Origin of the sequence: Pseudomonas asplenii (assembly GCF_900105475.1) — a bacterium.
GTDB lineage: Bacteria > Pseudomonadota > Gammaproteobacteria > Pseudomonadales > Pseudomonadaceae > Aquipseudomonas > Aquipseudomonas asplenii.
This window is the reverse complement of record NZ_LT629777.1, coordinates 178,602-191,764: the sequence shown is the minus strand read 5'-3', so window position 1 is coordinate 191,764 and position 13,163 is coordinate 178,602. Positions and strand designations below refer to the sequence as shown.

The 13,163-nt window shown below is 60.7% G+C and carries 10 protein-coding genes; 8 read left to right on the top strand and 2 right to left on the bottom strand.

Features of this window, described 5'->3' with window-relative positions:
- Positions 1-44: 44 nt before the first annotated feature.
- On the bottom strand, positions 45-647 hold the full coding sequence (locus BLU37_RS00920; protein WP_090201963.1) for a LysE/ArgO family amino acid transporter: 603 nt from the start codon (positions 645-647) through the stop codon (positions 45-47).
- Positions 648-765: 118 nt separating this feature from the next.
- On the opposite strand from BLU37_RS00920, the gene BLU37_RS00915 reads away from it, so the two are divergent.
- The 4 genes from BLU37_RS00915 (at position 766) to BLU37_RS00900 (ending at position 4,192) form a co-directional block, all read left to right on the top strand.
- Positions 766-1,659, top strand: coding sequence for a LysR family transcriptional regulator ArgP (locus tag BLU37_RS00915; protein ID WP_010452825.1), 894 nt, complete (start codon positions 766-768; stop codon positions 1,657-1,659).
- Between the two features lie 51 nt (positions 1,660-1,710).
- Entirely contained in the window at positions 1,711-2,709 is a 999-nt protein-coding gene (locus BLU37_RS00910; RefSeq protein WP_090201962.1) for an NAD-dependent epimerase/dehydratase family protein, read from the top strand.
- 114 nt (positions 2,710-2,823) lie between these two features.
- A complete protein-coding gene (locus BLU37_RS00905; RefSeq protein WP_090201961.1) occupies positions 2,824-3,663 on the top strand; it encodes an ATPase in 840 nt (279 codons plus the stop codon).
- Between the two features lie 166 nt (positions 3,664-3,829).
- Positions 3,830-4,192, top strand: coding sequence for a hypothetical protein (locus BLU37_RS00900; RefSeq protein ID WP_010452831.1), 363 nt, complete (start codon positions 3,830-3,832; stop codon positions 4,190-4,192).
- A gap of 40 nt (positions 4,193-4,232) precedes the next feature.
- Here BLU37_RS00900 and BLU37_RS00895 read toward each other — a convergent pair whose 3' ends face one another.
- Positions 4,233-5,345: an enoyl-CoA hydratase/isomerase family protein gene (locus BLU37_RS00895; protein WP_090201960.1), complete on the bottom strand. Its 1,113-nt coding sequence runs from the start codon at positions 5,343-5,345 to the stop codon at positions 4,233-4,235.
- A 137-nt stretch (positions 5,346-5,482) separates the two neighbouring features.
- Between BLU37_RS00895 and ung the strand changes: the two genes are divergently transcribed.
- From ung to BLU37_RS00875, 4 genes are all read left to right on the top strand, one after another.
- Positions 5,483-6,175 carry a uracil-DNA glycosylase gene (gene ung, locus BLU37_RS00890; protein ID WP_090201959.1) on the top strand — a complete coding sequence of 231 codons (693 nt, stop codon included), beginning with the start codon at positions 5,483-5,485 and terminating at the stop codon, positions 6,173-6,175.
- A gap of 216 nt (positions 6,176-6,391) precedes the next feature.
- On the top strand, positions 6,392-8,368 hold the full coding sequence (locus BLU37_RS00885; RefSeq protein ID WP_157696360.1) for a hypothetical protein: 1,977 nt from the start codon (positions 6,392-6,394) through the stop codon (positions 8,366-8,368).
- A 354-nt stretch (positions 8,369-8,722) separates the two neighbouring features.
- Entirely contained in the window at positions 8,723-10,660 is a 1,938-nt protein-coding gene (locus tag BLU37_RS00880) for a hypothetical protein (protein ID WP_090201957.1), read from the top strand.
- Between the two features lie 233 nt (positions 10,661-10,893).
- Positions 10,894-13,161, top strand: coding sequence for an autotransporter outer membrane beta-barrel domain-containing protein (locus tag BLU37_RS00875; RefSeq protein WP_172832986.1), 2,268 nt, complete (start codon positions 10,894-10,896; stop codon positions 13,159-13,161).
- Positions 13,162-13,163: the final 2 nt, after the last annotated feature.

Here is a 13,163-nt window from a genome sequence, read left to right as displayed (position 1 = left end):
CGCAACAACTGTGTGGAATAAAGGTTCCAGAGCCTTTTGTCCCCTTAACCGGCAGCGATCAGTTGCGCCGCCACGCCGAACATCATCGCCGCCACCAGCAGGTCGAGCACACGCCAGGTCGCCGGTCGCGCCAGCCAGGGCGCCAGCCACGCGGCACCCAGGGCCAGGGTGAAAAACCACAGCAAAGAGGCACTGGCGGCGCCGATCACATAGGCGCCCGGCTCGGTCTGTTGGGCGCCGAGTGAGCCGATCAGCAGCACGGTGTCGAGATAGACGTGGGGGTTGAGCAGCGTCACCGCCAGGGCGCTGAGCAGTACCGCCCGCAACGAGCGGGTGGTCTGGCCCTCGCCCTGCTGCAGGCTTTGCCGCGAGCAGGCGCGGCGCAGTGCCTGGCTGCCGTACCAGATCAGGAAAGCGGCGCCGCCCCAGCGGGCGATGGCCAACAATGTCGGGCTGTGGGCCAGCACGGTGGCCAGGCCGAACACACCGGCCGCGACCAGGATCGCATCGCAGGCGACGCACAGCGCGGCGACCGGCAGATGATGTTCACGGCGCAGGCTCTGGGCCAGGACAAAGGCGTTTTGCGTGCCGATCGCCATGATCAGTCCGGCCGCCACCAACAGGCCATTCACATAACTTTGCCACATAACCAGGGTGTTCCTTATCGTTCAAGAGTTTGGGTCGTTCAACCGTTCTGGCGGGCATTCTCCGCCGCGATCCTGTATAAGAAAAACAAATATTGATGATCGCTCATTAGGAAAACTGATGTTCGACTACAAGTTGCTTTCCGCCCTGGCCGCCGTGGTCGAACAGGCGGGGTTCGATCGTGCTGCGCAGGTACTGGGATTGTCCCAGTCGGCTGTTTCCCAGCGGATCAAACTGCTCGAGGCGCGGGTCGGCCAGCCGGTGTTGGTGCGGGCCACGCCGCCGAGCCCGACCGAGATCGGTCGGCGTCTGCTCAACCACGTGCAGCAGGTGCGGCTGCTCGAACGCGACCTGCAGAGCCAGGTCCCGGCGCTGGACGAGGAGGGCCAGCCGGAGCGTCTGCGCATCGCCATCAACGCCGACAGCCTGGCGACCTGGTGGGCACAGGCGGTGGGGGACTTCTGTGTGGCCAACCATCTCTTGCTGGATCTGGTGGTGGAGGATCAGACCGTGGGCCTCAAACGCATGCGTGCAGGCGAAGTGGCGGCCTGTGTCTGTGCCAGCGAGCGTCCGGTCGCCGGTGCGCGCAGCCTGCCTCTGGGCGCCATGCGATACCGGGCGCTGGCCACCCCGGCGTATGTGGCCCGGCATTTCCCCGGCGGGGTCGATGTGCATTCGCTGGCGCGGGCGCCGGCGCTGGTGTTCGGCCCGGACGATCTGCTGCAGCATCGTTACCTCGCCGCGTTGGGCGTGGAGGGTGGTTTCGAGCACCATCTGTGTCCGTCGGCCGAAGGTTTCCTGCGGATGAGCGAAGCCGGCCTCGGTTGGGGCCTGGTACCCGAATTGCAGGTCCAGGAGCTATTGGCACAGGGGCGATTGGTGGAGTTGATTCCAGATAGGCCGGTCGATGTGCCGTTGTACTGGCATCATTGGCGCAACGGTGGCCAGTTGCTCGGCCACCTGACCGAACACCTCGCGCGTTCGGCGGCCCACTGGCTGGTGCCTTTGCTGTGAGCGGCAGCGTTTAAGTAGCAGGCAACACGAATCAAGGTATTTGGAGACGACATGAAAATTCTGGTCACCGGCGCGAGCGGCTTTATTGGTGGACGCTTTGCGCGTTGCGCCCTCGAGCAGGGCTATGAGGTGCGTGTCAATGGCCGCCGGGCCGAGGGCGTCGAGCATCTGGTGCGCCGCGGTGCCGAGTTCATCCAGGGCGACCTTGGCGACCCGCAACTGGTGCGCGAGTTGTGCCGCGATGTCGAGGCCGTGGTGCACTGCGCCGGCGCTGTCGGCTTGTGGGGGCGCTACCAGGCATTTCACCAGGGCAATGTGCTGGTCACCGAAAACGTGGTCGAGGCGTGTCTCAAGGAGCAGGTGCGGCGCCTGGTCCACTTGTCCTCGCCTTCGGTGTATTTCGACGGCCGCTCGCATCTGGGGTTGACCGAGGAACAACTGCCCAAGCGCTTCCGGCATCCCTACGCGGCGACCAAGTTCCTCGCCGAACAGAAGGTCTTCGGCGCTCAGGAGTTCGGCCTGGAGGTGTTGGCCCTGCGTCCGCGTTTCGTCACCGGGGCCGGCGACATGAGCATCTTCCCGCGGCTGTTGAAAATGCAGCGCAAGGGCCGTCTGGCGATCGTCGGCAATGGCTTGAACAAGGTCGATTTCACCAGCATGCAGAACCTCAACGAGGCGCTGTTGAGCTGCCTGCAGGCCAGCGGCTCGGCGTTGGGCAAGGTCTACAACATCAGTAACGGCACGCCGGTGCCGTTGTGGGATGTGGTCAACTACGTGATGCGCCAGATGCAGGTCCCGCAGGTGACGCGTTACCGCTCCTACGGTCTTGCCTACAGCGTCGCGGCGCTCAACGAAGCGGCGTGTGCGTTATGGCCGGGACGCCCGGAGCCGACGCTGTCGCGACTCGGCATGCAGGTCATGAACAAGGATTTCACCCTCGACATCAGTCGCGCACGGCATTATCTGGGTTACGAGCCGAAGGTCAGCCTGTGGGCGGCGCTGGATGAGTTCTGCCACTGGTGGCAGGCTCAGGAGCCGGCTGCGCGCTGAAACATTCGGTGACCAGCACTGAACCGAACGCCCGGTTCAGAGTCGATCAGAGCGGCGGGTAACGGGTTTATACTCGCGTATTTAGCCATTAAACGGGTTCGTAAAGGTTCTTTCATGCGTAACGATGCCAACGACGATTTCGATGATGTACCGAGCCTGCGTGCCGACGTGGAGGATGACGACGAGTTTCCGGTCACTCCCGCCGCGCGTGAGCGCACGCGGGTTGCTTCGCGCAGCACGCCGGTGGTCAAGGTCAAGGGGCCGAGTACCGGTCCATTGTGGGCGCTGGTGGGGGCGCTGTTCTTTGCCTTTGCCGGGCTGGCCTGGTGGAGCTTCCAGCAGATCTCGCTGATGGAGCAGCAACTGGTGGCCACCCAGGAAAGCTTCGCGCGTATCAGCGAGGAAGCGGCGGGGCGCCTGCAGGCGATCTCCGGCAAGGTGGCGTCGAGCGAAACGAGCAGCACCAGCGATACCGAAGCCCTGAAGTCGCAGATCCGGCAACTGGAGGGCAAGTTGCAGGAACAGGATCGTCAGCAGCAGGGCGTCGCCGGGCAGCAGACCGGTCTGGATCAGCGCCTGCAGAAAATGAACGAGCAGACCGCTGACCTGAAGACCGCCAACGGCCAGTTGCAGGCGCAGCTCAAGAGCCTGAGCAGCGATCTGGCGGCACTGAAGACGGCCCAGTCGGATAACACCAAATACGACGCCGAGCTCAAGAGCCATGCGGCCGACATCGCCGCCTTGAAGAAGCAGGGCAATCCGAGTGCAGCGCTGGAGCGTCTGGAGCAGGACATGATCGTGCTCAAGAGCGAGCAGGACAATCGCCAGGCGGCGGGCGGCCAGGGCGCCAGCACGGCGGAGTTCGACGCTTTCCGAGGGCAGGTCACACGCAATATCAACACCCTGCAGAGCCAGATCCAGAACCTGCAACAGCAGCTCAACGCGCGTCCCTGAGACAGTCGCGCGAATCCCTTGGGTGCCGTTGAATGCATGTTTCAAAATATTGCGTAAACGGCACTTCATGAGGGTTTCAGTGTCTTAAAGGTAGGCGTCGATATCCCCATCGGCATCTGCCAACCAGCGTCGCTGGCCTGGCATCTTCGCGGTCCAGGAGGCCGCCATGTCCCTTCGACTTCTTCTCACGGCAAGCCTGGCTTTGACTCTCTCCGCGTGTGCGCCTTATTACGAGGGCGGTGGGAGCTATTACCGTTCCGACGTCTACACCTCACCGGCTCCGGTCTATTACGGCGGCGGTTCCTATTACCGGCGCGACTACTACTACGCCCCGCAACCTCGTTACTACGCACCGCAGCCGCGTTACTACTCGGCGCCGGCGCCGCGCTATTACGCTCCGCCGCCACGCCCTTATCCGAACCGGGGCTGGGGGCAGCCTAACTGGCAAGGCTGGGGCGAGCACGGTGGCAACGGCGGTCATGGTCACAACGGTGGCCATGACGGGCGTGGTGGAGGCCGTGGCCACTAGACAACACAGTGTGGCGAGACACAAGACCTGCCACTCCCCCTCAGTAATTGGAGAGGTCCGCCAGTGGATGGCGCCCTTCCCAGGCCTTGTGGAAATGTGCCTCGACCACCGCCCGTGGCATGCTCGTCACATCCGGCCAGTGCCAGCGCGGCTGCTGGTCCTTGTCGATCAACCGGGCGCGCACGCCCTCGCTGAATTCCGGGTGACGGCAGCAGTTCAGGCTCAACGTGTATTCCATCTGGAACACCTCGGTCAGCGACAGGTAGCGCGCCCGGGCGAGCTGTTCCCAGACCAGGTGAGCGGTCAGCGGGCAGCCGTCCCGCAGGTTCTTTGCCGCCTGGGCCAGCAGGCTGTCGGCATCCTCGGTGTGCTGCACCAACCCCTTCCAGGCACAGGCCACATCAGCGACATCCAGCAGTTCATCAATCCGCTCCCGACGCGGCATCCACTGCGCCGCCGGACGCAGCTCGCGGGCCTGATGTTCCAATGCCCTGAGCAGGCTGTTGAGTTGCAGCGCCGGGGGTTCCTGCCAGTTGAGCTGCAGCAGGCCGTCGATCAGTTCATCCTGCTGCGCGTCGTGCAGGATGCGGTCGGCCAGGCCGAGGTCGACCGCATCGCGGGCGTTCATCCGGGCACCGGTCAGGCCGAGGAAAAGCCCCAGCTTGCCGGGCAGGCGCGAGAGGAACCAACTGGCACCGACATCCGGATACAGGCCGATGCCGATTTCCGGCATCGCCAACTGGCTGCCCGGCGTGACGATCCGGATACTGGCACCTTGCAGCAGGCCCATCCCACCGCCCAGCACATAACCATGCCCCCAGCAGATCAATGGTTTGGGGTAGGTGTGCAGGGCATGATCGAGACGGTATTCGGCAGCGAAAAAGTCCGCGGCCAACGCCGGTACTTCCCCGGGCCGGGCGCGGCAGGCTTCGGCCAGGCTGCGCACTTCGCCTCCGGCACAGAAGGCCTTGGCGCCATTGCCGCGCAACAGCACACAGACGATATGAGGGTCTCTGGCCCAGGCATCGAGTCGTTCGTGCAGGGCGGTGATCATCGGCAGGGACAGGGCATTGAGGGTATGTTCGGCATTCAGGCTGGCGATGCCGATGCGTGCGCCATCGCTGCTGATGAGTTCTTCGAAAAGCAGGTTCATCGCGACCTCTGACTGCGGGTTGAATGCTCAGTATGATCCCTGTGTGGGAAACTGCCGGTAATGCCTCGGATCAATTGACAAGCGCGGTGGGCTTTCCCTAGTGTCCGCCCATTGTTATTTCCGGACACCTGCAGGCCATGACCGACGACGACCGCATCAAACTCGAACCGAGCTGGAAACACGCGCTGCGTGAAGAGTTCGACAAACCCTACATGAACGAGTTGCGGGAATTTCTGCGCCAGGAGCATGCGGCGGGCAAGCAGATCTATCCGCCCGGTCCCTTGATCTTCAATGCGCTGAACACCACGCCGCTGGACCAGGTGAAAGTGGTGATCCTCGGCCAGGATCCCTACCACGGTCCCGGCCAGGCCCATGGCCTGTGCTTTTCGGTGCAGCCGGGCGTACCGACGCCGCCATCGCTGGTCAATATCTACAAGGAATTGCAGCGCGACCTGAACATCGACATCCCCAACCACGGTTACCTGCAAAGCTGGGCCGAGCAGGGCGTGCTGTTGCTCAACACCACCATGACCGTCGAGCGGGGCAATGCCGCCTCTCATGCCAACCGCGGCTGGCAGTTCTTCACCGACCGGATCATCGAAGTGGTCAGCGAGCGTCAGGACAAGCTGGTGTTCCTGCTGTGGGGCGCCCATGCCCAGGGCAAGCAGAAACTGATCGACGCGACCAAGCACCTGGTGCTCAAGTCGGTGCACCCGTCGCCGCTGTCGGCCTATCGCGGCTTTATCGGTTGCGGGCATTTCAGCCGCACCAACAAGTTTCTCGAACAGAACGGCCTGGCGCCGATCGAGTGGGCCTTGCCGCCACTCTGACACGGCCCGAACTCGCCAACGCCCCCCGCCAGAACACCCCGGCCCCTGCTACCCAGGGGCTGATTTTTCAGACGTAAGGCCCTGCGACCTGTCATTTCTGACAGTACCCGTCGCACGGCTTTGCGCATTAAATGTGTTTCACGGCCTTGTCGGTTGGTCATGCGCCAACCCGGTGGTCAACGGCCGCTCGTTGATCATTGTTCGAGGAGAAGACAAATGGCCAAAGCCAAGGCTGAACCCAAAGGAAAATCCAGGTTATCCATCGCTGACCCGCCTCAGGACACGTCGCTGCCCAGTGCCCCCGACCCTGGAATCCTTGAATTGGACGAACCGCACATACCCGCCGCCTTGCCACTGCTGTTTGACGAAACCGCACTGACGATTCCGCTGAGTGCCCAGCTCGAGGACCTGCAGGTCACGATCGAGAAAGTCTGGGCGGGTCATCAGGCCCATCTGCCCGTCGTGACCACGGTCGAGCTGTTATGGGGCAGTGAGACGGCCGCCAAATACGAAATACAAGGGCCCTACGATCCAGACCAGCTGTTCCCCTATACCCGCACTATCCCTGTCAACTACCTGACCCAGCCCGGCTTTCGGGTCATCCGCTACCGAGTGACCAGCCCGGCGGTGGGCACCGCGACTTCGGATCCGACCTTTATCAATGTCGATCAAACCGCGCCGAATCAGGATAACTCCGGGCCTCCATTGCATTTCGAGAATGAGGTGGAGCGTGACGGGCTGACCGACGAGTACCTCAATACCCATGGTGGTGCGCCGACCACCGTCGATCGATGGCCTGATCTGTTGATGGAAGACCAGGTGATTTACTACTGGTCGAAAACGCCTCGGCGACTGACTGCAGATGAGGACGAGGCTGGAACTCTGTCGATCACCTTCGATCACGCCCAGGGGCAGCCCGTCGAGTACACGATTCCCGAATCCGTCATCCGCAAAAGCGGTCCCGGCGTGCGTTATGCCAGCTATCGCTTGAAGGATCGTGCCGGTAACCTCGGGGGTTTCTCCGATCCGACCAAGGTTGAAGTCCTGACGGCGCAGATGCCGGGAGATCTGGAGAAACCCAGGGTACCTCTGGCGAGTGATGACCTGATCGATCTGGCCGATGTTCGCGCCGGCGTGGTCATGAACATACCGTTCATTGATGGCGCGCAGGCGGGCGACGGGGTAATGCCCTATTGGAACACCCATGCGATGCCGTCTTTTTTGTTGGAGGATGTCAACCTCTGGCCGATTCCTCGTGACGTCAGTTGGCAGATCGTTTCCTCTGGAGGCTTTGCGGCACCCACGTCGACACGAATCTACTACAGATACCAGAAGGGCTCGCTGCCCCCCGAGAACTCACCTTCGGCATTCTTCATGGTCGACCTGACGGTCGCGGGCCCGAACCCGGAAGGGCCTGATCCGATCAATCGGTTGCTTGACCCTGTCACGGTCAAGGGGGTGACCGGCGACGATATCGTCACCTCGGCCGATAGCAATCGGCACCTGAGGGTGGAGGTGCTTCTGTTCGATGATCCCCAGGTGGGCGAAACCCTTGAGTTGATGTGGGGTAGCGATTCGGCCCTGGCCGTCACTTACACGGTCAAGGCCGGGGATATCGGCGGACAGTTGCTCGAACTCTACGTGCCATGGCCCATTGTCGAGGGAGTTGGCAGCCATCCCCGCTTGCCGGTGTATTACTGGACCGATAATGGCGTCAATCGGCAACGTTCCCGCGATACACCTGTTCAGGTGACCATTACCCGGATCGAAGACCTGGTGGCGCCGAGCTTCATCGATGCGGTTCAGGGCAAGATCAATTGCCACACCATGCCGCCTCCCTGGGAGGGGGTCCGAGTGCAGATTCCCGGCGATCCGCGTTTTGCTGAAAACGACACCGTCACCCTGTTCTGGGGGGGCCACAGCTCGACCAACGGCTCGGGGCCAGCCATTCCGGGCTCGGAGGAGCGATTTCCTCATGTACTGAGTGAGGAAGAGGCCCGCAATGGTGTGGTGATCACCGTCCTGCCGTTCAACCCGTTGATCACGCTTCCCGGGCTGGTTACGCCACAGAATGGATCTGCGGTGGTCTATTACACCCTGAGTAAAACAGATGGCACGGGCGGCGAGTCGAAGATGAGAATGGTGGCGGTCTCATTGATTCTTGCATCAGGAAAACGATGCCTGGGGGAATAGCGCACCGGCCTTGAGCATCAGCGAAGCGAGTAGACGAGAGGGCGCCATGCCCTTTCGTTTTTCATTCTCGTAGAGGGGTTGTTAGTTTGTTTTGAAATAGCCGCCGGGTCTGCTGAGCATCACGCGTTTTAAAAAAAACACTTTTCCGGTTTTTTCCCGCGATGCACAGTTTTCCGATTCTGGCACCTGTCAGAACTGACAGGATGCGCGAGGTACGGATTTCCCCTCTAATGAATTCACCTTGATCGACGTACGGCGGTGGGCCCTTTTCGGGCTGCCGGTGGTAAAGGCCGCAAAACATGTTCACCTGCACACAAGGGTGAGTGTTCCGTTACCGCGAGGGAGTTCATCAGCATGCGTACCACCAAAAAACATTTTGAAGCAGAGCGCCAACGGGCGCAGTACTTGACCGCAAGAAACACCGGGGCCAGTACCCGTGAGGAAGTGGAGATCGCCCCGGTAACCCTGACCAATTTGCTGCCTGATGTGCCCGGCGGTCAACCGGGGCTTATCAGTCGGGCAGAATTGAACAGCAACGGACTGATGTACGATATTCCGCAGTGGGTCGGCAACAACGTGCCGGGACCGGACTATTTGACGATCAAGCTTGGCAACGTGACGCTGGACCCGATCATCAGGGTGGATAAGCCGTTGGCCGGCAAATTTCCCATGAAGCTGAGCATTCCGAAAAGCCTGCTGGGGGCGGATGGTCTGAAAAAGTTGCACTATGAAGTTCAGACTTCAGGCATACAATACGGGATCGCGGAACCGGTCAGTTTCACCGTCGACCTGTACGATCCCAATACCCTGAGTGAGCCCAAAGCCGTGGAGTTGCCCGCAGAGGTCGGCGATCTGCTCACCGGCGACTACCTGGATGACCATGGGGGGGTGGAAGTCACGATTCCTCCCTATTCGGATCCCCATCCGGGTGACTGGTACGAGTTCTTCTGGAGTTACTTCGATACCCAGCCGATTGCCCGGGGGGACTTGCCGGGCGATGGCACGGCCTTCTCCTTCACGATCCCGGCCACCGCCATCGTTGCCCAACAGGACGGTGAAAAATACCTGACCTACAAATTATGGGATCGGGCCGGTAATGACAGTAAACCTGCCAAACCCTACCCTTTGCGGGTGGTCATCGACCCGGTGCCTTCCAATCTGCAGCCGCCTCGGGTCCCCCTGGCGCCCATCGATCTCAAGGATGCGCAGATAGGTGTCACGGTCGAGATCGATCGTTACGACAACGCCATGATTGGCGACAGCATCGTCGTCAGCTTCAACGGGCATTCGCTGGTCAAACCATTGGATCGGCTGTCATTTCCTGCCTCGGTGAATGTGCCCTGGGAGACTCTCAAGGCCGGAGGCGTCACGGCGCCATATACTGCGCCGGTGAGCTACAAGATCGTGCGCGGTGGCGATAATTATGATTACACCCCGCCCATTTCCGTGGATGTGGACCTGTCGGTCGCTGGCGGCGGTGTTAATCCGATTGATCCGGGGCCGATCAACCCGGACCTTGATCCACCCCTGGTGACCTCCTCTGAGGACGAAGAAAATGAACTGGGGCCAGGTGATATCGGCGAGCCGGCGACCGTCACCTTCGATCTGTATGACGATGTTGCGATCGGTCATCAGGTTCAGTTGTATTGGGGGACGGAAGCGGTTTTCTCTCCTGCGCATACGGTCGACGATGCGGACCTGACACGAGGTCATTTCGAGTTGATCGTTCCCTGGACGGTGATCGACACCGTCAAAAATGGCGCACACCCGGTGTATTACACACTGAATAACAATATCAACGACAATGAAATCGAATCACCCAGGACAACGGTCAACGTCAATATATTTGAAATAGGCGATCTTGAAGTCGTCACTTTCATGCGCAAGATAGATTTGACGCCGGGGTTGTTTCTGATCAACTGCACGCACCAGCCCTATAATGGAATTCCCCTTCGGATATTGGACAGGACCCATATAAAAGTCGGTGATCAGATCGTGGTCGAGTGGCGACTGTTACAGGGGTTTGAGACCGAGACCGAGATTGGTGCCGCCGCAGGCGATTTCCCCATCGAGGTGACCCAGGACCACAGTGATGCCGGTCATCCCGGAGAGCTGCTGACCGTGCCCTATTCACCCTATATCGAATTGGGCGGATTCGAGTCGAAAATCAGGGTTCGCTATCGGCTGATCAAGGCGGATGGCTTCGGCGGTGGCACTTCCGACCCGGCTGAAGCCTTACTGCTTCAACAGGAACTGGACGGTGAAGGCTGTCGCATCACCCTGGACGAGTGAACGAAGGGCCTTGTTTGACCCGGGAGCAAGGGGTTTGAACCTCGTGCTCCCTTTTTTATATCTGGACAGATCTTGAGGAAATTACTTCATTGTTGAAGGAATTATCCTACATGATCTTTGCCTTCATATCTGTAGTTTGAGCGCCTCTCGAAGCCGGGACCAAATACTCGGCTTTATGGATCGGGATATTCCCGTCACATGATGTTAGAGGTTTGCTTGAAATGTGTGTAGATATGAAAAAAGGTTTCAACTATTCGCGATTATCCATCGCCATCAAGTTTATTGCAGTAGCGCCCTTTACCCTGTTGGGTAGTTATGCGCAGGCCGCTGTGATTGATGGTCGGGAGCATACTGTTCGTTCTGGCGATCTTCTTGATCGTTATCAGTTGAACAATGGCGCGACCTTGAATGTCGTCGATGGAGCTCGCTCCCTGGATATTAACGCGCGTAACTCGACCGTGAATATCAGTGGCGCGGGTGTTTCCGCCTCCACGCAAACGGGTATCCAACTGTTCAACAGTAATGCCAGTATTACCGACTCCACGGTTTCCAGCCGCGATGGCGCCGGGCTTTCGTTGGGTAGCCTTATTGGTGTGCCAAACAGCGGGTCCACTGCCGTGGTCCGTAACAGCAGCATCAGTGGTGGTTCCCGGGGTGTCATCATCGGCGCCTATGGCGATCTGACCCTTGAGGGTTCCCGCGTCACCGGAACGGGAGCCGAGAGCAGTGGCGTGGACATGTTGGGCGGACGCCTGACCGCGATCAACAGCACCATCACCGGCAGCGCCAACGGTGTTGTCATGTACCCGGACTTTGAAACGGACGAGGGTGCCACCCTGACGCTGGACGGCACCCGGGTCGAGGGTTTGACCGGCGCCGCGCTGCGGGTTGTCGCTGACCCGGCGTTCCCGACCACCGCCGAAATCGATGTCAACAACGGCTCGACCCTGATCGGCGGCAACGGCAACATGCTGGAACTGGCCGAGGGTGCCGACGCCAACATGCGCGTCAGCAACAGCGCCCTGACCGGCAATATCCAGGTGGGCGATGCCAGTACCCTGAACCTGAGCCTCAATGGCGCGTCCATGACCGGCGACCTGGTCAAGGATGTCAACGGCACCGCCCATGTAGCCCTGAACAATGGCTCGGTGCTCACCGGCCGCCTCGACAACGTCGACAGCCTGGCGCTCAACAGCGATGCCACCTGGGTGATGACCGACGACCAGAGCATCGGTGACCTGAACATGGCCGGCGGCAACGTCAAGTTCGGCGACCTGGGCGCGTTCTACCAGTTGGACGTGGAAAACCTCGCGGGCAACGGTACCTTTATCATGAGCGCCGACTTCGCTCATCTGCAGGGTGATTTCCTCAACGTCACCGGCACCTCCGAAGGCGCGCATCAACTGCTGATCAACAGCAGCGGTGCCGACCCGCTGTCCGAGGACCGTCTGCACGTGGTGCACACGGCCGATGGTCGTGCGACCTTCAGCCTGCTGGGCGACCGCGTGGACGTCGGGACCTACTCCTACAGCCTGATCGCCGATAACGACGGCAAAGACTGGCACCTGGACCCGGACACCAAGGTCATCAGCCCGGGCACCCGTTCGGTACTGGCCCTGGCCAATGTCGCGCCGACCGTGATGTACGGCGAGCTGACCTCCCTGCGTTCGCGCATGGGCGAGTTGCGCTTCAACGGCGGCCAAAGTGGCGGCTGGATGCGCACCTATGGCAACAAGCACAAGGTCGATGCCGGCAAGGGTGTCGCCTATGACCAGAACCAGCAGGGCTTTGCCCTGGGTGCGGACGGGCGCCTGCCGGTCGGTGACGGGCAATGGCTGGCCGGTGTGATGGGCGGCTACAGCAAGTCCGACCTGAACCTGGGTCGTGGTACCCACGGTACTGTGCACAGCACTTATATCGGTGGTTACGCCACCTGGCTGGACGAGCAGAGCGGTTACTACTTCGACGGTGTGGCCAAGCTCAACAGCTTCCACAACAAGTCGTCGGTGGCGCTCAGCGACGGCCAGAAAGCCAAGGGCAATCACAAGAACATGGGTGTGGGTGTTTCCGGCGAGTTCGGTCGTCACATCAAGCTGGACAACGACTACTTCGTCGAGCCGGCGGTACAGCTTTCGGCCATGGCCGTGGGGGCCAAGGACTACAAGCTGAGTAACGACATGAAGGCAGAAAACGGTCGTACCCTGTCGCTGCTCGGCAAGGTCGGCGTGACTGGCGGGCGCAACTTCGACATCGGCGACGGTCGCGTGGTCCAGCCGTACCTGCGCACTGCCTTCGTGCAGGAGTTCGCCAAGAACAACAAGGTGCAGGTCAACGACAACACGTTCCACAACGACCTCTCGGGTTCGCGAGTGGAAGTGGGGACCGGTGTCGCGGTGTCCTTGAGCGATAAGTGGCAAGTGCATGCCGACCTGGACTTCAGCAAGGGCGAGAAGGTCGACCAGCCCTGGGGTGCGAATGTCGGGATTCGCTATAGCTGGTAAGT